Origin of the sequence: Methylobacterium oxalidis (genome assembly GCF_007992195.1) — a bacterium.
GTDB classification, from domain to species: Bacteria; Pseudomonadota; Alphaproteobacteria; order Rhizobiales; family Beijerinckiaceae; genus Methylobacterium; species Methylobacterium oxalidis.
On record NZ_BJZU01000068.1, the window covers coordinates 22,641 to 42,454 of the forward strand.

A 19,814-nucleotide genomic window follows, 5' to 3' on the forward strand; every position below is an offset into this window, starting at 1 on the left:
CATGAAGCGCTTCAATCTCTCCGAATGGGCGGTTCACCATCGGGCGGTGGTGCTGTTCCTTATCCTTGCGGTGGCGGCGAGCGGAACCTTCGCGTTCCTGCGCCTCGGCCGCGCCGAGGACCCGAACTTCACCATCAAGGTCGCCGTCGTCACCGCGATCTGGCCCGGCGCCACCGCCCGCGAGATGCAGGACCAGGTCGCGGACCGGATCGAGAAGAAGCTCCAGACGCTGCCCTATTTCGAGAAGGTGATGACCTACGCGAAGCCTTCCTTCGCGGCGATGCAGGTCACCTTCCGCGACAGCACGCCGGCCGCTCAGGTGCCGGGCCTGTTCTACCAGATCCGCAAGAAGCTCGACGATGTGCGGGGCGAGCTCCCCGCGGGCGTGATCGGCCCGAGCGTCAACGACGAGTACGGCGACGTCGATTCGATCCTCTACATGCTCACCGGCGAGGGGGCCGATTACGGCCAGCTGAAGAAGGTTGCGGAGGGCTTGCGCCAGCGCCTGCTGAAGGTCGACGGCGTCACGAAGGTCAACCTCTACGGCGTTCAGGAGCCGCGCATCTTCGTTGAGTTCAGCCACGCCAAGCTCGCGACGCTCGGGATCACGCCGCAGACTCTGTTCGACTCGCTCGCCCGCCAGAACGCGGTGACGCCGGCCGGCACCGTGGAGACGGGGGCGCAGCGCATCCCGCTGCGGGTCACCGGCGCCCTCGACGGCGTGCGCGCCGTGGCCGAGACGCCGGTCGAGGCGAACGGGCGCACGTTCCGCCTCGGCGACGTGGCGAGCGTCACGCGCGGCTTCGCAGATCCGCCGGACCAACTCGTGCGCCAGCGCGGGGCGCCGGCCCTCGGGGTCGGCGTGGTGATGGCGCGCGGCGCCAACATCCTGGCGTTCGGCAAGGCCGTCGATGCGGCCACGGCGGAGTTCATGCAGGCCGTGCCGCGGGGCATCGCGGTCGAACAGATTGCCGACCAGCCGAAGGTGGTCGAGGGCGCGATGTCCGAGTTCGAGCACTCCTTCGTGGAGGCGCTCGCGATCGTGCTGCTCGTGAGCTTCCTCTCCCTCGGCTGGCGCACCGGCATCGTCGTGGCGCTCTCGGTGCCCCTCGTGCTCGCCATGACGTTCGTGGTGATGCAGGCGATCGGCCTCGACCTCCACCGCATCACCCTCGGCGCGCTCATCATCGCGCTCGGGCTCCTCGTGGACGATGCCATCATCGCGGTGGAGATGATGGTGGTGAAGATGGAGCAGGGCTGGGACCGGATGCGGGCGGCGGCGTTCGCCTGGGAATCGACCGCCTTCCCGATGCTGACCGGCACTCTCGTCACGGTGGCGGGCTTCCTGCCCGTCGGCTTCGCGAACTCCTCCGTCGGCGAGTACGCGGGCGGCATCTTCTGGGTGGTGGCGATCGCCCTCGTGGCGTCCTGGTTCGTGGCGGTGATCTTCACGCCCTATCTCGGCGTCCTGCTCCTGCCGAAGAACCTCGCCAAGCGGCACGCCGCCCACGCCGACCCGGACGCACTCTACGACACGCGCCTCTACCGGGGGCTGCGCCGCGTCATCCAGGCCTGCGTGCGGTGGCGGTCCACCACCGTCCTCGCCACGGTCGGCATCTTCGCGGCCGCCGTCGTCGGCTTCGGCCACGTGCAGCAGCAGTTCTTCCCGCTCTCCGAGCGCCCGGAACTGTTCCTGCAGCTGCGCCTGCCGCAAGGCACCGCCATCGGCACCACGCGGGCGACGGTCGAGCGGGCCGAGGCGCTGATCGGGCAGGACGACCCCGACGTCGCCACCTACACCGCCTATGTCGGCCAGGGCTCGCCGCGCTTCTGGCTCGGCCTCAACCCCGAACTGCCGAACGAGGCCTACGCCGAGATCGTCATCGTCGCGAAGGGCGTCGAGGCGCGCGAGCGCGTCAAGGCCCGCATCGAGACGTCTGTCGCGGCGGGTGCGCTCGCCGAAGCCCGCGTGCGCGTGGATCGCTTCAACTTCGGACCGCCGGTGGGCTTCCCCGTGCAGTTCCGCGTGGTCGGACCCGATCCGGCCAAGGTGCGCGACCTCGCCTACCGCGTCCGCGACGTCGTTCGGGCTGACGACCGCATCGTCGAGGCGCAGCTCGACTGGAACGAGATGGCCCCCTCCGTGCGGCTCGTCGTCGACCAGGAGCGGGCGCGCGCCCTCGGGCTCAACGTGCAGGACGTCTCTCAGACCCTCCAGACGCTGCTCACCGGGATCAGCGTGACCACGGTACGCGAGGGCATCGAGCAGGTCGGCGTGGTGGCGCGGGCCAACGCCGCCGAGCGGCTCGATCTCGGCCGGATCGGCGATCTGACCGTGATGGCGCGCAACGGCGTCGCCGTGCCGGTGGCGCAGGTTGCCCGGCTCGAATACGCGCACGAGGAGCCGATCCTGTGGCGGCGCAACCGCGACATGGCGATCACGGTGCGCGCCGACGTGGTCGACGGCGTGCAGCCGCCCGACGTCACGAACGCGCTCTGGCCGCGTCTCAAGCCGATCCGGGAGGCGCTGTCGCCGGGCTACCGGCTGGAGATCGGCGGTGCGGTCGAGGAGTCCGACAAGGCGAACGCCTCGCTGTTCGTGCTCTTCCCCGTGATGATCCTCGCGATGCTCACCCTGCTGATGATCCAGCTTCAGAGCTTCTCGCGCCTGATCCTCGTGTTCCTGACGGCGCCGCTCGGGCTGATCGGGGCCTCGCTCGGCCTGAACCTCGCGGCCAAGCCCTTCGGCTTCGTGGCGCTCCTCGGGCTGATCGCGCTCGCCGGCATGATCATGCGCAACGCCGTGATCCTCGTCGATCAGATCGAGGCCGACGTGGAGACGGGCCGGCACAGCCGCCGCGAGGCGATCGTGGAAGCCACGGTGCGGCGGGCGCGGCCCGTGGTGCTGACGGCGCTCGCGGCGATCCTCGCCATGATCCCGCTCTCGCGCAGCGCCTTCTGGGGTCCGATGGCCATCACCATCATGGGCGGGCTGTTCGTGGCGACCTTCCTGACGCTGCTGTTCTTCCCCGCCCTCTACGCCCTCTGGTTCCGCCGGCGCCTGGACGAGCGGGCCCCCGCGACCCAGAATCAGGTAAGCGTGCCTGTCCCCCACCTCGCCATCGCCGCCGAGTGACGGACTCTACGCGGATGGCATTTCTCAGCGTTCGAGCGTTCTGCCTTCGATGCCCGTGACCGACCTCGCCACCGATGCCACCCTCGACCGCGACACGGGCGACCTTCGCTCGCGCATCCTGACGATCGCCGAGCGCCTGTTCCGGGAGATGGGCTACCGCAAGACCACGGTGGCCGACATCGCCGCCTGCCTGCGCATGAGCCCCGGCAACGTCTACCGCTTCTTCCCCTCGAAGAAGGCGTTGAACGAGGCGGTGGCCGAGCGCCTGCTCCGGCAGATCGAGGCCGAGCTCGGGTGCATCGTCGCCGATACCGGGATGTCCGCGCGCGAGCGGCTGCGCAGATTCGTGCTCACCATGCACGCGATGAGCGCGGGCCAGTTCACGGCCAACCGCCGCATGCACGACATGGTCGAGGTGGCGATGGCGGAGAGCTGGGAGGTCATCCACGCCCATATCGGCCGCGTCGAGGAACTCCTCGTCACCCTGGTGGCCGAGGGCGCCCGGAACGGCGAGTTCCGGGTCTCCGATCCGCGGGCCGCGGCGCGCTGCGTGCAGACCGCGGTCGTCCGGTTCTGCCACCCGGCGCTGATCGCTCAGTGCGCCGACCGCGAGCAGCCGACGATCGAGGAGATGACGGATTTCCTGATGACGGGCCTGCGCGCAGAATGAGCGCCGCCCGTCCTCAGGCCGGGTCCGCCATGTGGGCCGCGCCGTAGCGGTTGTGGACGCCGAGCGCCCGGTAGAGGGCGTTGGCGTGCACCTTCACCGTGTTCTCGGTGAGTCCGAGGGCGATCGCGATCTCCTTGTTGGAGCGGCCGCAGCGGATCAGGCGCAGCACGTCCTGCTGGCGCGGAGTGAGCTTGCCGGTGAGCTCCGGCAGCCGCGCCGGCACGTTCACGACCGGCGGGGCCGATTGCGGCGGCAGCTCGGTCACCGCGGCGGGCACGTAGATGCTGCCGCCGAGCACCGTGCGGAAGGCATTGGCGATCTCGGCGATGCCGAGCGTCTTCGGCACGTAGCCGTGGAGGCCCGCCTGCAGGGCGAGGAGGATGTCGTCCCGCCCGCCCGAGCCCGTGACCACGACGACGCGCACCTTCGGGAACACTTCGCGCACGCTGCGCAGGCTGGTGGCGTTGCCGACGCCCGGCATGGCGAGGTCGAACGACGCCAGCGAGATCTCCGGGTGCTCGCCGAGGACCTGCATGGCCTCGTCGAGGGAGCCCACCTCGATCACCGAGGTGAAGCCGCAATCGCGCTTCAGGAGATCGGCGACGGCCGCTCGGAACAATTCGTGATCGTCGGCGACGAGGGCGACGGCGCCTGGACTGGTCATGGTCTGCCACCTGCGCGTGAGTTGAGCCGCTTCATGAGGCTGCTGGGATAGGAGGACGCCATCGCGGTGCCGTCAGGGGCCGCAGCCCCCTCGCCCGGCGGCATCACAGCGTCCGGCACCTCGATGGCCCGTGAGCGCTGCGCCGCGCGCGCCTCGCCGATGGCCGCGACGGTCTCGTCGAGGCAGTCGAGGAAATGCGCGCGCTCCGGCCCGTCCGGCGCGCCGGCCTTGCAGGCGACCTCGAAGGATTGGGCCGCCTTGCTGAGCGAGGGGAAGTCGAGGATGCAGGCTGTCGAGATCATCGCGTGCGCCTTGCAGGCGGCGGCCTCGAGATCGCCGGTGGCGATCGTCTCGCGCAGGATGCGGATGTCTTCGCGCAGGTTGCCCCGCGCCGCGTCGAGGCGTTCGTCGGACAGCCAGTGCCGGCCGGACGTCGAGGCTTCGGGGCTCGGGACCGGCGGCGTCTCGCGCTGTACCGGCTGGGTGCGGAGGCGGAACGCGTAGCGGATCAGGACCTTGGCGAGCGCGGCCTGGGTCAGAGGCTTGCCGACATGGCCGTTCATGCCCGCCTCCTCGAAGCGGCGCAGATGGTGCGAGAGCACGTCGGCCGAGCAGGCGATCACCGGCACGTCGCGCGCCGGATGGTCGAGGCCGCGGATGATGCGGGTCGCGGCGCTGCCGCTCATGCCGGGCATCTGCTCGTCCATCAGGACGAGATCGTAGGACTTGGCCTGGACGGCGGCGATCGCTTCCTCGCCGGAGGAGACGATGTCGACGCTGGCGCCGAGCGCTGTGAGCAGCTCGCCGATCAGCTCGCGGTTGAGCGAGATGTCCTCGACCACGAGGACGTTGGCCTCGAAGGCGCTGCACGCGAGCGGCACCTCCTCGGACGGGCCGGCCGACATGTCGGCCACCGCGAGGTCGAGGAAGAGCCGGAACACGGAGCCGGTGCCGAGCGCGCTCTCGACCTCGATGCGGCCGCCCATCTGCTCGATGAGGTGGCGCGAGATGGCGAGCCCAAGGCCGGCGCCGCCGAAACGCCGCTCGCTGCCCGCATCGACCTGCGAGAAGCGCTGGAACAGGAGATGCTGCAGCTCGGCCGGGATGCCGATACCGGTGTCCGAGATCTGGATGGTGAGGCGGCAGCGCCCGTCCTGCGACGGCGGCGCCTCGGCCCGCAGGACGACACCGCCGGTCTCGGTGAACTTGATGGCGTTCCCGAGCAGGTTCAGCATGATCTGCTTGAGGCGGTCCGGATCACCGAGGAGCGCCGGCGGCAGACCGTCCTGGATCTCGATGTCGAGGGCGAGCGACTTCGCCTGGGCCATCGGCATGACGATGGCGGACGCCTTCTCCACGAGGTCCTTCAACGAGAAGGGGCGCAGCTCGAGGGTGACGTCGCCGGCCTCGATCTTGGCGAGGTCGAGGATGTCGTTGACGATCCGCAGGAGGCCGCTCGCCGCATCTTGGATGCGGCTGATGCGGCGGCTCTGCGCTTGGCTCAGCGTGCGGTCCGATCCGAGGAGATCCGCGTAGCCGAGGATGCCGTTGAGCGGCGTGCGAAGCTCGTGGCTCATCGTGGCCAGGAAGTCGGCCTTGGCGACGGAGGCGGCCTCCGCCTTCTCCTTGGCGACCTGCAATTCCTCGTCGCGGGCGTGGTGGGCGGTGACGTCGCGCGAGATCGCGAGGATGCGCCGGGTCAGGCCGTCGGCCCCGACCATGGGTGTGACCAGCACGTCGAGCCAGCGCTGCTCGCCGCCTGCCGTCTGACGCCAGGCCGTGAACCGGCTCGGACGGCCGCGCTGGGCCAGGGCGATGGCCTCGCGGGCCGCCTTGCCGCCCTCGCCCGGCCAGAAGGTCGACCACAGGCGGCCCTTGGCGACGCTGCGCGGGTCGCCGCCGTGCAGGGTGCGACAGCGGTCGTTCGTGAAGATGACGCGGCCCCGCACGTCGAGCACCTTGATGATGTCGGGGCTGCTCTCGAGGATGCTCTCTGTCAGGACGTGGCTGTCGGCGAGCTCGCGCGTGCGGTCGGCGACGCGCCGCTCCAGCTCCTGGTTCGTGCTGCGCAGGCTCTCGGCCTGGTCGCGCAGGCGGTCGGACGCCTCCGCCAGGATGTGACAGATCATGTCCGACTCGGCGATGCCGGTGCTGCGGCGATCGACCGGCTCACCGCGCACGAGCTGGCGGGCGGCCTCCTTGGTGAGACGGGCCGCGAAGCGCATCCGCCGGGTCAGGATCACGGCGCAGGGCACGGCGATCAGCATCAGCGAGGCCGCCACCGCGGCCAGCAGCCAGAGCGACTGGCGGGTCGATTTCTGGAGAGCCGCGTGCGAGACCGAGGTCAGCACGAACCAGCCCGAGATGGGCGAGCGCCGGTAGAACCGCCGGACCTCGACGCCACCGACATTCGTCGCGTCGACGCGGCCCGTGGCACCTTCCATCGCCGAGAAGTCGGTGACGCGCGAGCCCATGAAACGGTCGCTCTCGACGGTCCGGGCGATCATCGCTCCGGTCCGGTCCACAAGGGCGCCGAAATGCGGAGGCGCGAGGCGGGCCGACTGCAGCAGCGCGGTGAAGTGCGCCGGTTGGAGCGCGAAGACGAGAAAGTAGCGCTGACCCGCTGAGCCGGCGACCGGCAGCGAGACCGTGACCTGCCGTCCGCGTCCCTGCGCGGCGGGCAACAGGTCGGAGATGAGAACGTGTCCGGCCTCGCCCGCCCAGGCCGCAGCGCTCGGCCTCAGAACCTCGGGCACCCAGTGAGGCTCGCCCTTCGCCAGAACATCGCGACCCTCGTGGTCGAGAAGCATCAGGTCTCCGGGGCGGCCGGCGAGCGCTTCCTGACCCTGGAGGCGGAAGCGCGCGAAGTCATCATCGAGGATAGGAGCGGCTGCCAGCGCTTTCAGCGCGGCGATCAGCGTGATCAGGTCACGCTCGACCAGCAGACCGAGATCGATATTCGCCTCGATGGAGACCCCTTCGAGCTTGGAGCGCTCCGACTGGATGAACCGGCTCGTGACGAAGGTCAGGATGCCGAGCAGGGGCAGCGTCAAAACGAGGGCGAACACGCACAGGTAGAACGAGAACGGCCAGACCCGGGGAGACTTTCGCTGCCCCGCTCCGGCGAGTCGTGCGACCCGGTCTGTGCTTACAACCCAGGACACTGGTCCGTCCGCTTATGCACACTTTCAAGTTGGTACGATTTTGAGCATGGGTCGGAAATGCTGACAAGAGACTTTCGCCCCCGATCAGTCGGATATTTGGAATTTTCCCCTTCTGACAACTTTTCTGCCACACGAACACTGGTGCTAGATCGGGTACTAATACCGTGTCCACACGAAGACACAGCTTAACATTGGATAGAACTTTGCGGCCGAAACGACTCAGTAGTTTGCCGCACAAAACCTGCTCTTTCGCGAATACCAGCCCGTGATCAGAAGTTGTTTCAGCGGCTTGGATTGCCGCGCTGCACAAATCGCCGCCCGCAGATCAGAGCGTCAGCGACAGGGAGAATTCAATCGAGCCCATGCAGCCGAGGCATCCGTAAGTCCCGGTTGCCGCGCAGTCTCGCACCAATGTGAGGTAGTTTTCCTAAAAGCCCCTGAACTACATGCACGTACTGCATGCGCGCGATCTGGCGTGTATCATACCAAAATAGCTGATGCTGCGGCGCAAAACGCTGTGCGCCGGAACAATCATCGAGGAGCGCCACGACGATCGGCATTGCTTGCGATCGTTGCCGCAGGCGCCGCGCATCTGCTCCACAATCTTGGCCGCTCGCGCTCCGCCGCCGAAGAACCACGCCGCGGGTCCTGAGGCACTGCAGGGCGGAAGCCGAGCGAACTGCGCCGCGCAGCCCCCCAGCCACCGTCAGGAACCAGGAGGTTCACCCGACGCGAAGCTCCGGGCCGATTCTAGGAATCCTCACCTCGCCGCTGCGGGTCCTCCAGGGCTCTCGTCCGCGAGACGCGGTGTGACGGGCCGGCCTGTCAGCGAGGCGCCGGCTCGGACTTCTCGGACGGAGGCAGCGTGGCATACCACGCGGCGTAGGGTGTCGCGGCTATGAGGCGCCGGTCGAGATCGGGGGCGCCGTCCGTCCACCAGGCCGGGCCGCGCTCGCCGAGATCGCGCTTGGCCGCCTCGATGGCGGTGCGGGCCTCGGCCAGCGCCTCAGGATCGCGGGCCCGCCGGCCGGCGCGGAGCGCTCGGCGCGCCTCCATGAGGGCCCTCAGGCTGCGGTCGCGCGAGACCGGCTCGAGATCCGGCCGGTGGCGCCGCCAGAGCCGGCCGAGGAGCACGATGTAGCGGCCGTCCGGCGTCTCGATCACCCGCATGCCGGCTCTCCAGAGAGCAGGATCGAGGCGGGATGATGCGCGCGCCGGCAATCTGCGGCAACCGCTGACCGGCGCGCCGCTCCGACCGGCATCGGCCCGGCATCGCGGACCTCCGATGCAGGCTCAGGGGAGCATCGTTGCGACCGGCTCCGACTCGTCATCGCGCCACCCCATCGCGCCGATCAGAGGCACGAAGCTTACCGGACCGAGCGGGAGCGTGTCGAAGCGGTCCGCGTCCCGACGCAGCACCTTCACCAGAACTTGATCGCCCCTGCGCGACCCGACCGGCATGATGAGCCGCCCCCCGACGCGGAGTTGCCGGCGCAGCGTCTCCGGAACCTCGGGCCCTCCCGCCGCCGAGAGGATCGCGTCGAACGGCGCCCGCTCGGGCAAGCCCAGGGTGCCGTCGCCCGCGTGGACCCGTACGTTGCCGAAGCCGAGGCGCGCGAGGCGTTCGGACGCCTCGTCCGCGAGCGCGCCGTGGCGCTCGATCGCGTCGACTTCGCCCGCGAGCCGGCTCATCACCGCCGCTGCGTAGCCGGACCCTGCGCCCACCTCCAGCACCCGGTCTCCCGGACGGATCTCGGCCGCCTCGACCATCAGGGCGACGATGTAGGGCTGCGAGATCGTCTGGCTCGCTCCGATCGGAAGCGGCCCATCCTGGTAGGCGGCTCCGCGCACGGCCTCGGGCACGAAGCATTCGCGAGGGACGGCACGCATCGCCTCGATCACGCGAGAGTCGACCAAGCCGCGCCCCACGATCTGCCGCTCGATCATGCGGTCACGCTCACTGGAGAATCCCGTCATGCGCGCCTCCCGAGGTTCGCCATGCGTTCTCCGAGACAAGACCGGCGCACCGGGCGCGTTCCAGTCCGGCGCGCGGCACCACCTCGGACGAATCGGGTCCTCAAGGGCGGCCATCGCGAATGTCACGAAAGCTTGGCTGTGCCGCGGCGCGGTCGCCCATCCCCAGGCGCGAGGGAAACTCCGCACCGTGGCGAACCCCGCGCCGGCTGCGCCCGCTCCGTGCGGCTGACCCGGCGTTTCTCCCCCTCTTCGGAGGCGCGGCCGGCCGAGAACGCCACGATCCGCAAGAGCTACCCCGCTCCGGCGACGCAGCGAGCAACGAACCGGACTCCGCCGACGCGCCAGCGGCGAATCCCAGAGTTGATCAATGCCCGCCCCTGCGCAGCGCGGACCACCTGATCGTTGATGCCCACCCCGCTCATTTTCCGAAGAATATCAGGCTATTCATCGCCGAATTTGATTGTATCTAGAAGTTGTAATACAGAGCAATATTGCGTGATTAACGATTTATTCACTGTGCGAGCAGATGAATCTTCTCCAACGCGCAACTTATGGAGCCGCCGGTGAGACTTTTCAGCAACGCCAAGTTCATGACGAAGATCGCCTTGCCCCTGATCATCACGGTCATCGTGGCGGCGGGGCTCGTCGTGTATGCACACTCCGCGCTCCAGAACCTTTCGGATCGGACCCGCCAGATCGTCGACGTCCAGGCGGCACGCCTGGAGAAGATCATGAGCGTCCGGATCAACGTGACCGAGGCGGCGGTCCAGGCCCGCAACATGATCCTCGAGACGCGCGACGCGGAGATGGCGGCCTTCCGGAAGCGCTACGAAGCTGCCGTCAAGGAGACCTATGCGGCCACCGACACGCTGAGCAACCTCGCTATCACGCCCGAGCGGCGCGCGACGATCCAACGGCTGCGCGGCGCCGCTGAGGACTTCTTCGCGATTCTCGAACGCGGCAACGCCCTTGCGTTGAAGAACGAGAACGAGGTCGCCACGAAGATCCTTCTCAACGAGGGGTCGGTAGCGCGAGGCAAGGTCCGTGAAGCCGTTCAGGAACGCATCGACACGCTGACGCAGGAATTGCGCACGGCGCGCGACGATGCGGAGGCGGAGGCCCGGATGGGTACGGTGGTTCTCGTCACTGCGGCCGTCATCGGCCTGCTCGCTGCCGTCGCGCTCGCCGGCGGCATCGTCATCCTGGGCATCACGCGGCCGCTCGGAAGCCTTGTGGGCGTGCTGCAGCGCATGGCGCAGGGCGAGATCGACGCCGAGATCCGCGAGGCCCGGCGCGGCGACGAGGTCGGCGCGGTCGGGCGCGCCGTCGAGGGCATCAAGGCGATGGTCGCCAGGAAGGCGGTGGACGAGGCCGAGCGCAAGCGCGTCGCCGACGAGGCCGCGGCGGCCGAGCGGCGCCGGACCATGCTGGAGCTCGCCGACGGCTTCGAGCGGGTGGTCGGCGGCATCGTCGGGCTCGTCTCCTCCTCCGCCACCGAGCTCCAGGCCACCGCCCAGACCCTGACCGCGAGCGCCACCGAGACGGCGAGCCAGTCCACCACCGTCGCGGCCGCGGCCGAGCAGGCGGCCGGAAACGTCGGCACCGTCGCCGCAGCCGCCGAGGAGCTCGGCTCGTCGGTCGCCGAGATCGGCCGGCAGGTTTCGGGCTCCGCGGATCTCGCGCTGGTCGCGGTCGGCGAGGCCGACAGGACGACCGAGCTCGTTCACGCGCTGAGCGTCGCGGCGACCCGCATCGGCGACATGGTGGGCCTGATCTCGAACATCGCGGGCCAGACCAATCTCCTGGCCCTCAACGCCACCATCGAGGCGGCGCGGGCCGGAGAGGCAGGCCGCGGCTTCGCCGTTGTCGCCGCCGAGGTCAAGGAACTCGCCAACCAGACGGCCAAGGCCACCGAGGAGATCAGCCATCAGATCGCGCAGATCCAGGGCGTGACGGGGCAGACCGTCGGCGCGATCGGCGGGATCGCGGGACGCATCCGCGAGATCAACGGGGTCGCCGCAACGATCGCCGCGGCGGTGGAGGAGCAGGGCGCGGCGACGCACGAGATCGTGCGCAACGTCGCTCAAGCGTCGACGGGCACGGCGGAGGTCACATCGAACATCGCGGGCGTCGCCAACGCGGCTGAGGAGACGGGAGCCGCCGCCGCCCAGGTCCTCGCCTCGGCCTCCGAGCTGTCGCGGCAGTCCGAGCATCTCGGCTCGGAGGTCACCCGCTTCCTGCAGACGATCCGCGCGGCCTGAGCGGTGCCCGGCGGCCGGGGCGCGCCCCGGCCGCTACAGCAGAGTGCCCTTGAGGATCACCAGCGCCACCGTGAAGTAGATGACGAGGCCCGTGACGTCGACGAGCGTCGCGACGAAGGGCGCCGAGGCGGTCGCGGGGTCGAACCCGATCCGCTGCAGGACGAAGGGCAGCATCGAGCCTGCGAGCGAGCCGAAGGTGACGATGCCGACGAGGGCCGCCCCGACCGTCGCCGCCACGAGCGGCCAGTGCGGGCCGTAGTCGTAGAAGCCGGCCTTCTGCCAGATCACGATGCGCACGACGCCGATGGCTCCGAGGATCGTCCCGAGGAGGAGCCCGGTCGGCAGCTCGCGCAGGGCCACCCGCCACCAGTCGCGCAGACGCACCTGATGCAGCGCCAGCGCCCGGATCAGCAGCGAGGTCGCCTGCGAGCCGGAATTGCCGCCCGACGACATGATGAGCGGGATGAACAGCGTCAGGACGATGGCCTTCTCCAGTTCGCCCTCGAAACCCTGCATCGCCGAGGCCGTCAGCATCTCGGAGAGGAACAGGGCGCAGAGCCAGCCGGCGCGCTTCCGGATCATCGTGAAGAAGCCGATGTCCATGTAGGGCTCGGGGAGCGCCTCCATGCCGCCGAAGCGCTGCACGTCCTGCGTCTGCTTCTCGACCATGGCGTCGATCATGTCGTCGACCGTCACGATGCCGATCAGGTGGCCGACCGCGTCCACCACCGGCAGCGCGAGAAGATCGTATTTCGAGATCAGCCGCGCCGCCTCCTCGCGGCTCGCGGTCGGCGAGACGGCGAGCGGGCGCCGGCCCGGCGCCACGGTGAGCACGTTGTCGTCCGGGTCGCCCGTGATCAGCCGCCGCAGCGGCACCGATTTCGTGAGCGCGCGCGTGCGCGGATCGAGCACGAAGATCGCGTAGATCGTCTCGCGGGTCTTCTCGACGCGACGGACGTGATCGAGGGTCTGGGCCACCGTCCAGTTGCCCGGCACCGCCACGAATTCCGTCGTCATCAGCGAGCCTACCGTCTCCTCCCCGTAGGCGCTCAGCCGATCGACGACCCCGCGCGTCTCGGCGTCGAGCCGGGCGCGCAGATCCGATCGGCCCGGCTCCTCGATCTCGCGAAAGATGTCTGTGACGCGGTCCGCCGACATGCCGGAGAGATACGCGGCGACCCGGTCGCGAGGCAGCATCTCGATGATGTCGGCCGCGCATTCAAGCTCGGGCTGGTCAAGCACCTCCACCGCCCGCTCCTGGGGCAGGCCGAGGAGAATAGCGGCCGCGACCTCGGGAGCCTCCTCGTTGAGGGCCTCGACGATGTCGGGGGCGCGCTCGTCCGACAGGCGCGCGGCGAGAACGGCGGGGTCCACCCGCGCGTCGAGGAGAGCGGCTTCGGTCATCGGTCTCGCCTCCGGGTCCTGGGCTCTCTGCCCCGGCTCGTCGCGCAATCCGGCCGTGCCGGCACGCGGGGCGCCCCGGAGGCGCCTCAAGGCGTCAGGCGGGGCAGCGGCGCGGAGCCGGGCACGGCTCGGACGATCGGTCGGACCTGTCGCTGGGCATCGGGATCGAGGGTGTCCTGGCCGCAGCGCCTCTCGAGGCCACCGTCGGCGCGCGGTTGGTGGCCTGCGCCGGTGATTCCGTCAAGCACTTCCCACGACGTGGCGATGCTGCACTACCCTGCCGGTTCGGCAGAGCTCGGGCCCGCTCCCAGCCCGCCGCGCGATCCAGGCTCAACTCTGGCGCGAGGGCCGTTGAAACCGCGCGCTTCGATCACCATCTCATTGTCGTTAAAAGGAAATTTTCGACTGTCCTGGGTCGCTTCGGCAGGGTGTCGGCCGGCCCGCTCATCCTATGAGAAATATAAGTGTAGGGCCCACTTGTATTGCGCCCAACGCATCGCCTATCTTCCCTCCATCGAAGCGAAGGAGACACGTCATGAAGTGGTCCGCCCCCGTCGTTCAGGAAGTCTGCGTCGGTATGGAGGTCACCAGCTACGAGTCCGCCGAGATCGACACCTTCCACTAAGGTGCAGGCGGCTCGGCCGTGCCGGGTTTTCTTTATAAGATCTGAATATTACCTAGGAGAAACGCGATGAAGTGGTCTGCCCCGATCGTTCAGGAAGTCTGCGTCGGCATGGAAGTCACCAGCTACGAGTCGGCTGAGATCGACACCTTCCACTAAGGCTGCCCTCGGCTCTGACGAGCCGGTCGCCTCTCGAACCGTCAAACCCGTTCTTTCAGGAGAATCATCATGATGTGGTCCGCCCCGATCGTTCAGGAAGTCTGCGTCGGCATGGAAGTCACCAGCTACGAGTCGGCTGAGATCGACACCTTCCACTAAGCTGACCGTCGCGTAAGCGAGCCGGTTTCGGGCGCCGTTCCCTCGGGGACGGCGCCCTTTCCATATGTGGCGTCCGCTTAGAGCAACGCAAAGCGCGGACGAAGCGATGACGGCCGGGCGGCGCCTCCTGCACCGCGCGGCCGTCATCGTTTTGGGTGAGGGCTGCGCCGCGGCTCAGAGCCGATAGCGGATCTGGTCGGTCCAGAAGCGCTCCAGGCGACCGAGCGCCTGGTTGAGGCGTCCGAAATCGTCGTCCGAGATGCCGCCGATCGGCTGGATCGTACGGGCGTGCTTGTCGTAGAGGCCCTGGATGATCTCGTGCACCTGGCGCCCCTTCTCGGTCAGGCTGATGCGCACCGAGCGGCGGTCCGTCTTCGAGCGGGCGTGATGCAGGTAGCCCGCCTCGACGAGCTTCTTCACGTTGTAGGAGACGTTCGAGCCGAGATAGTAGCCCTTGGTCCGCAACTCGCTCGCCGTCAGCTCCTTGTCGCCGATGTTGTAGAGGAGCAGCGCCTGGACGCTGTTGACGTCCTCGCGCCCGCGGCGCTCGAACTCGTCCTTGATCACGTCGAGGAGGCGCCGGTGCAGGCGCTCCACAAGGTGCAGCGCCTCGAGGTAGGAGCCGCTCGCAACGGAGGCGTCGGGAGCGGTGGTTTCGACAACCTTGACGGCCTGGGTCTTCATCGTGTGCCTCACCCGATTGTTTTGCCGGTCGCCGCGAGGTCGGGCGCCGCTTATGGGCACAACGTATGGCTCGGGAATGAAAGGCGATTTAAGCGACAGGATGAATTCGCGATTTACTTCTCTCGGTAAATGCAAACTGAAACGATCGCATCAACGTTCCATTTACCTGACCTCCCGGGCTGCAAACCAAGACAGCACGAAGTAGATCGCAACAATACTTGCCTGGACGATCAGGATCGGCACGGGGGTCGGCAGGAGCTGCGGCGTGAGGATCGCGAGCGTCAGCGCCGAGGTCGCGGCGAGCAGCCAGATCACCCCGCCCCAGGCACTGGTCAGCCAGAGCCCGACCGCCGCCGTGAGGTCGATCACCGCGAGATAGACGATCACCGCCTGCCGGCCCACGGGCTCCGTCTCGAATGGCCGGCCGCCCGGAACGACGTCGAGGATGGTGGCCCAGGCATGCACGCCCTTGGCGAGCCAGAGCAGCGCCGTCACGCGCATGAACCAGACGAGCACCGTGTCCCAGGTCGTGCGCGGCGCGGCGGCGCTCCGCTCGATCCGGTCGCCCGACAGGTCGCCGACCGCGCCGCGGCCGATCCGTCCCGGCCCGCGCATCTCAGGCGAACCGCGGCTCGGGCCGGCCCGATGGCCCGAAGGCCGCCCGAACGGCCTCAAGGTCGACCTCCTCGACCCGCGCAGGGCGCCAGGCGGGCTTGCCGTCCTTGTCGATGATGACGGCGCGCACGCCCTCGTAGAAGTCGTTGCCCTGCATCAGGCGGGTGACGAGACGGTACTCGGCGAGGATGGCCTCGGCGAGGCTGAGGTTCGTCCCCCGCCGCATTTGCTCGCGGGCGATGCACAGGCTGGTGGGCGAGCGCGTGCGCAGGAGCGCCGCCGTGTCGGCCGCGAAACCCGAGCCAGCCTCGGCCTCGGCGTCGAGCCGGGCCAGGATCTCCGGGACCGTCTCGGCCTCGAAGCAGGCGTCGATGAGGGCGCGCTCGGCGACGAGCGGCCCGGTCTGCGGGGCGGGCGCGGAGAATTCCCTGATCGCCTCCGCCGCCGCGACGCCGGCGGCGAGCCGGTCGAGGATCCGGTCGAAGTCGGCCCCCCGCGCGTGGTGCGTCGCCAGCCCGACATTCAGGGCGTCGCCCGCGCCGATCCGGGCCCCGGTCAGCGCGAGATAGAAGCCGGTGTGACCGGGCAGGCGCGGCAGAGAATGGGTCATGCCGACATCGGGGAAGAAGCCGATGCTGACCTCGGGCATCGCGAAGGCGTAGCCCTCCCCGGCGACCCGGTACTCGCCGTGCAGCGAGATGCCGACACCGCCGCCCATGACGATCCCGTCGATCAGCGAGACGTAGGGCTTGGGGTAGCGGCCCACATACGCGACGAGTCCGTACTCGCCCGCCCAGATGTCGTAAAGTTCCGCCTCGTCGCCGGCGCGCGCCACCTCGTAGATGCGGCGGATGTCACCGCCCGCGCAGAAGGCGCGCCCGCCCGCTCCCCGCACCGCGACGCGGCTCACCGTGTCGTCGTCCTCCCAGGCCCGGAGCTGCGCGTGCATCGCGCGGATCATCGGGAGGGACAGGGCGTTGAGCGCCTTCGGACGGTTGAGGGTGACGAGCCCGAGGGGACCGCGCCGCTCGAACAGGATCTCGCCTCCGGCCTCGCTCGTCATGCTGTGCGGGTCTCCCCTGCTGGATGCCTGGACTGCGCGTCGCTTAGACGCCGAGCGGTCGGCCCGCGTCAACCGAAGCCCTGTCGTGCACGCGCGGATAGCCGGGTTTCGCGCGGAATCGCGAAATGATAGGCCCGGGCTCGCGGCAGGCCCGAGCGTCCGCCGCGAGCCACGGAAGACCAGCGCAGCCATGCCGCAAGATCCGTCGAACGACACGCCCCGGCCGCGACCGCTCGCCGTGGAGACCGCGCGGGAGGACGCGCGCGCCGAGGGCCTGAAGATCACCCAGCGCCCGCGCCGCAGCCGTAAGGCCGAGTGGTCCCGCCGCCTCGTCCGCGAGCACACGCTCACCGTCGACGACCTGATCTGGCCGCTCTTCGTGATCGAGGGCTCCGGGCGACGCGAGCCCGTCGCCTCGATGCCCGGCGTCGAGCGCCTGAGCGTCGATGAGATCGTGCGCGATGCCGAGAAAGCGGCCCGGCTCGGCATCCCGGCGATCTCCTTCTTTCCCTACACCGAGCGGGAGCTTCGCGATCCGACCGGGTCCGAGGCGCTCAACCGCGACAATCTCGTCTGCCGGGCGGTCCGGGCGGTGAAGCGGGCCGTACCCGAGATCGGCGTCATGACCGACGTGGCTCTCGACCCGTACACGAGCCACGGCCACGACGGCCTCCTGGAGGACGGCGCCATCCTGAATGACGAGACGGTGGCGCTCCTCGTGGAGCAGAGCCTGATCCAGGCCGAGGCCGGCACCGACATCATCGCCCCCTCCGACATGATGGACGGGCGCGTCGGCGCGATCCGGGCCGGGCTCGACAAGGCGGGCTTCCGCGACGTCCAGATCATGGCTTACGCGGCGAAGTACGCGAGCGCCTTCTACGGTCCGTTCCGGGACGCCATCGGTACGCAGGCGGCCCTCGTCGGCGACAAGCGCACCTATCAGATGGATCCCGGCAACGGCACCGAGGCGCTGCGGGAGGTCGCGCTCGACCTCGACGAAGGGGCCGATTCCGTGATGGTGAAGCCGGGCCTGCCCTATCTCGACATCATCCGCCGGGTGAAGGACGCGTTCGGGGTGCCGACCTTCGCCTATCAGGTCTCGGGCGAGTACGCGATGATCGAGGCCGCCGCCCGCAACGGCTGGCTCGACGGCGAGCGCGCGATGACCGAGAGCCTGCTCGCCTTCAAGCGGGCGGGCGCCGACGGCGTGCTCACCTACTACGCGCCGCGCGTCGCCGAGCGCCTGCGCTCGGGAGCGTGAGCCCGTCGGGCCCTGGGCTCAGGGGCCGGGGGCTCATCCTCGCCGGAGCCCTCGCGGGCTTCTCCCTGAGCCTCGCCGCCTGCGAGAGCGCCGTGCAGCGCCAACGGGTCACGCTGTGCCGACGCGCCGTGCCGGCCCTGGTGCCCGGAGAGGCCGACGTGCGGCTGCTCAGGGCGGGTCCAGGCTCCGCACCCGACAGCGTGCGCGTCGACTACACCATCGGCCCCCGCCCGCACGCCGCACTCTGCCGCTTCAACGCGGGGGCGGAGCTCGTCGGCGTCACGCATGACGGGACGCCCCTCAGCGGCGCTGCCCTCTACCTGCTCAAGCGCTACTATCTCGATACGCCCGAGGCCGAGGCGGCCGACCCCGGGGCGGCCGTGCACCGGAACTGAGCGCCGGTGCCGCCGGAGGCGCCTCGCCGCGCAGGGCCGATCTTGAGCGCCGCCGCGGCGCTTCCTACCTGAACGCCAGCGGCCGGATCGACTTGGAGGACCGGACCGCCCCGAGAGGACGCGGCCATGCTCAATCCCCCGCCCGGATACGCCGAGCGCATCGACGCGCCGGCCTACAACCCCCTGACCGCGCTGCCCGCCCTGCGCGGAAGCCTCGGCGCGCGTTTCGTCGCGTACCTCCTCGACATCCTGTTCATCTTCGGCTTCACGGCGCTCCTCACCCTGGCTATCACGGTGCTCGGCGTGATCACGTTCGGCCTCGGCTGGACGCTGTTCGCGATCCTTCCGGCAAGCGGCGTGCTCTACAGCATGATCACCGTCGGCGGTTCCCGCCAGAGCACGGTCGGCATGCGGATGATGGGCCTGCGCGTGGTCTCGCCGGAGAGCGGGCGGCCGGTCGACATGATCACCGCCGCCGTCCATGCGCTGCTCTTCTACGTAGCGCTGTCGACCTTCCTGCTCTGGTTCGTCGACATGCTGTTCGGTGTGATGCGCAGCGACCGACGCCTCGGGCACGACCTCCTCCTCGGCCTTGCGGTGGTGCGCGCGCCCTGAACGGTCCGCTTCCCGACGTTGAAATCCCGGCTGCGGGACGAACGAGGCTGTTGAGCGGAGCCTTATCGACGCTACACTCAGCACCGGCGGCGCTGGGCGCGCCGTTGGCCTCGAGGGCGACCTGAAGCGTGACGAGCCATCCGCGCGATACACCCCAGTTCTATCTCACGGCCCCCTCCCCCTGCCCCTACCTGCCGGGGCAGGAAGAGCGGAAGGTTTTCACCCATCTCGTCGGACGGCGGGCCCGGGACCTCAACGAGATCCTGACGCAGGGAGGCTTCCGCCGGTCGCAGACCATCGCCTACCGGCCCGCCTGCGAGACCTGCCGGGCCTGCATCTCGGTGCGCGTGGTGGTGGACGATTTTCGGCCCACCGCGAGTCAGCGGCGCATCGTCGCCCGCAACACAGACCTCGTGGGCAACCCGGAGGCAAACCGGCCTGCCTCCGAGCAGTACGCCCTGTTCCGCCGCTACCTCGACGCGCGCCACGGCGACGGCGGCATGGTCGACATGACCGTGCTCGACTACGCCATGATGATCGAGGACAGCCACGTGGACACGCATCTCGTGGCCTATCGCCGCCGCGGGCCCGACACCGCGATCAACGGCCGCGGCACCGGCGCGCCGCTGGCCCTGTGCCTGACGGACGTGCTCGCGGACGGGCTGTCGATGGTCTACTCGTTCTACGATCCCGAGGCTGCGGCGCGCTCGCTCGGGACCTACATGATCCTCGACCACATCGCCCGCGCGCGGGCGCTCGGCCTGCCGTACCTCTACCTCGGCTACTGGGTCGAGGGCTCGCGCAAGATGGACTACAAGGCCCGCTTCCTCCCCCAGGAGCGCCTGCTCGCCCAGGGCTGGATGCGCGTCGAGTGACGTCGCTCGGCTGAGGGAAGCCGCTCTGACCGAGGTCGTGCCGGCACGCGTCACGGTTGCACCCGCGCGATCCGGACCGTCCTGCGGCGT

Annotated in this window: 19 protein-coding genes; 10 read left to right on the plus strand and 9 right to left on the minus strand. The window is 69.3% G+C overall.

What is annotated here, in order from left to right; all coding sequences use genetic code 11:
- The first annotated feature begins 1 nt into the window (after nt 1).
- Nucleotides 2-3,136 carry an efflux RND transporter permease subunit gene (locus MOX02_RS16820; RefSeq protein ID WP_147026956.1) on the plus strand — a complete coding sequence of 1,045 codons (3,135 nt, stop codon included), beginning with the start codon at nt 2-4 and terminating at the stop codon, nt 3,134-3,136.
- Nucleotides 3,137-3,185: 49 nt separating this feature from the next.
- Complete coding sequence (locus MOX02_RS16825; RefSeq protein WP_147026957.1) at nt 3,186-3,806, plus strand: TetR/AcrR family transcriptional regulator; 621 nt, start codon at nt 3,186-3,188, stop codon at nt 3,804-3,806.
- A 13-nt stretch (nt 3,807-3,819) separates the two neighbouring features.
- Here the strand turns inward: MOX02_RS16825 and MOX02_RS16830 are convergent, their stop codons facing one another.
- The 5 genes from MOX02_RS16830 to MOX02_RS16850 all read right to left on the minus strand — a co-directional run bounded on the left by MOX02_RS16830 (nt 3,820) and on the right by MOX02_RS16850 (nt 9,611).
- On the minus strand, nt 3,820-4,470 hold the full coding sequence (locus MOX02_RS16830) for a LuxR C-terminal-related transcriptional regulator (RefSeq protein ID WP_147026958.1): 651 nt from the start codon (nt 4,468-4,470) through the stop codon (nt 3,820-3,822).
- Nucleotides 4,467-7,538 (minus strand): ATP-binding protein, encoded by a 3,072-nt coding sequence (locus tag MOX02_RS16835; RefSeq protein ID WP_147026959.1) that lies wholly within the window; start codon nt 7,536-7,538, stop codon nt 4,467-4,469. Before MOX02_RS16835 ends, MOX02_RS16830 begins: the two co-directional genes overlap by 4 nt.
- Nucleotides 7,539-7,984: 446 nt before the next feature.
- Nucleotides 7,985-8,194, minus strand: a complete 210-nt coding sequence (locus MOX02_RS16840) for a hypothetical protein (protein WP_147026960.1) — start codon at nt 8,192-8,194, stop codon at nt 7,985-7,987.
- A gap of 265 nt (nt 8,195-8,459) precedes the next feature.
- The gene (locus MOX02_RS16845) at nt 8,460-8,804 is read right to left on the minus strand and encodes a hypothetical protein (protein WP_147026961.1); all 345 of its coding nucleotides are present in this window, start codon (nt 8,802-8,804) and stop codon (nt 8,460-8,462) included.
- A 123-nt stretch (nt 8,805-8,927) separates the two neighbouring features.
- A complete protein-coding gene (locus MOX02_RS16850) occupies nt 8,928-9,611 on the minus strand; it encodes a protein-L-isoaspartate(D-aspartate) O-methyltransferase (RefSeq protein ID WP_147026962.1) in 684 nt (227 codons plus the stop codon).
- 563 nt (nt 9,612-10,174) lie between these two features.
- On the opposite strand from MOX02_RS16850, the gene MOX02_RS16855 reads away from it, so the two are divergent.
- On the plus strand, nt 10,175-11,872 hold the full coding sequence (locus MOX02_RS16855; RefSeq protein WP_147026963.1) for a methyl-accepting chemotaxis protein: 1,698 nt from the start codon (nt 10,175-10,177) through the stop codon (nt 11,870-11,872).
- A gap of 33 nt (nt 11,873-11,905) precedes the next feature.
- On the opposite strand, the gene mgtE is transcribed toward MOX02_RS16855, so the two are convergent.
- Nucleotides 11,906-13,276 carry a magnesium transporter gene (mgtE, locus tag MOX02_RS16860; RefSeq protein WP_147026964.1) on the minus strand — a complete coding sequence of 457 codons (1,371 nt, stop codon included), beginning with the start codon at nt 13,274-13,276 and terminating at the stop codon, nt 11,906-11,908.
- A gap of 535 nt (nt 13,277-13,811) precedes the next feature.
- Here mgtE and pqqA (MOX02_RS16865) point away from each other — a divergent pair.
- The 3 genes from pqqA (MOX02_RS16865) (at nt 13,812) to pqqA (MOX02_RS16875) (ending at nt 14,216) form a co-directional block, all read left to right on the plus strand.
- The gene (pqqA, locus tag MOX02_RS16865; RefSeq protein WP_109888205.1) at nt 13,812-13,901 is read left to right on the plus strand and encodes a pyrroloquinoline quinone precursor peptide PqqA; all 90 of its coding nucleotides are present in this window, start codon (nt 13,812-13,814) and stop codon (nt 13,899-13,901) included.
- A 66-nt stretch (nt 13,902-13,967) separates the two neighbouring features.
- Nucleotides 13,968-14,057, plus strand: coding sequence for a pyrroloquinoline quinone precursor peptide PqqA (gene pqqA / locus MOX02_RS16870; RefSeq protein WP_109888207.1), 90 nt, complete (start codon nt 13,968-13,970; stop codon nt 14,055-14,057).
- Between the two features lie 69 nt (nt 14,058-14,126).
- A complete protein-coding gene (gene pqqA, locus MOX02_RS16875; RefSeq protein WP_147026965.1) occupies nt 14,127-14,216 on the plus strand; it encodes a pyrroloquinoline quinone precursor peptide PqqA in 90 nt (29 codons plus the stop codon).
- Nucleotides 14,217-14,390: 174 nt separating this feature from the next.
- On the opposite strand, the gene ldtR is transcribed toward pqqA (MOX02_RS16875), so the two are convergent.
- From ldtR to MOX02_RS16890, 3 genes are all read right to left on the minus strand, one after another.
- Complete coding sequence (gene ldtR / locus MOX02_RS16880) at nt 14,391-14,900, minus strand: transcriptional regulator LdtR (RefSeq protein WP_147026966.1); 510 nt, start codon at nt 14,898-14,900, stop codon at nt 14,391-14,393.
- A 162-nt stretch (nt 14,901-15,062) separates the two neighbouring features.
- On the minus strand, nt 15,063-15,515 hold the full coding sequence (locus tag MOX02_RS16885) for a DUF6163 family protein (RefSeq protein ID WP_147026967.1): 453 nt from the start codon (nt 15,513-15,515) through the stop codon (nt 15,063-15,065).
- A 1-nt stretch (nt 15,516) separates the two neighbouring features.
- Nucleotides 15,517-16,578 (minus strand): enoyl-CoA hydratase/isomerase family protein, encoded by a 1,062-nt coding sequence (locus tag MOX02_RS16890; RefSeq protein ID WP_147026968.1) that lies wholly within the window; start codon nt 16,576-16,578, stop codon nt 15,517-15,519.
- 190 nt (nt 16,579-16,768) lie between these two features.
- Between MOX02_RS16890 and hemB the strand changes: the two genes are divergently transcribed.
- The 4 genes from hemB (at nt 16,769) to MOX02_RS16910 (ending at nt 19,724) form a co-directional block, all read left to right on the plus strand.
- Nucleotides 16,769-17,839, plus strand: a complete 1,071-nt coding sequence (gene hemB / locus MOX02_RS16895; RefSeq protein ID WP_147026969.1) for a porphobilinogen synthase — start codon at nt 16,769-16,771, stop codon at nt 17,837-17,839.
- Nucleotides 17,836-18,234: a hypothetical protein gene (locus tag MOX02_RS16900; RefSeq protein WP_238179782.1), complete on the plus strand. Its 399-nt coding sequence runs from the start codon at nt 17,836-17,838 to the stop codon at nt 18,232-18,234. Before hemB ends, MOX02_RS16900 begins: the two co-directional genes overlap by 4 nt.
- 126 nt (nt 18,235-18,360) lie before the next feature.
- Nucleotides 18,361-18,849: an RDD family protein gene (locus MOX02_RS16905; protein WP_147026970.1), complete on the plus strand. Its 489-nt coding sequence runs from the start codon at nt 18,361-18,363 to the stop codon at nt 18,847-18,849.
- Nucleotides 18,850-18,977: 128 nt separating this feature from the next.
- Entirely contained in the window at nt 18,978-19,724 is a 747-nt protein-coding gene (locus MOX02_RS16910; RefSeq protein ID WP_147026971.1) for an arginyltransferase, read from the plus strand.
- The last annotated feature ends 90 nt before the right edge of the window (nt 19,725-19,814 follow it).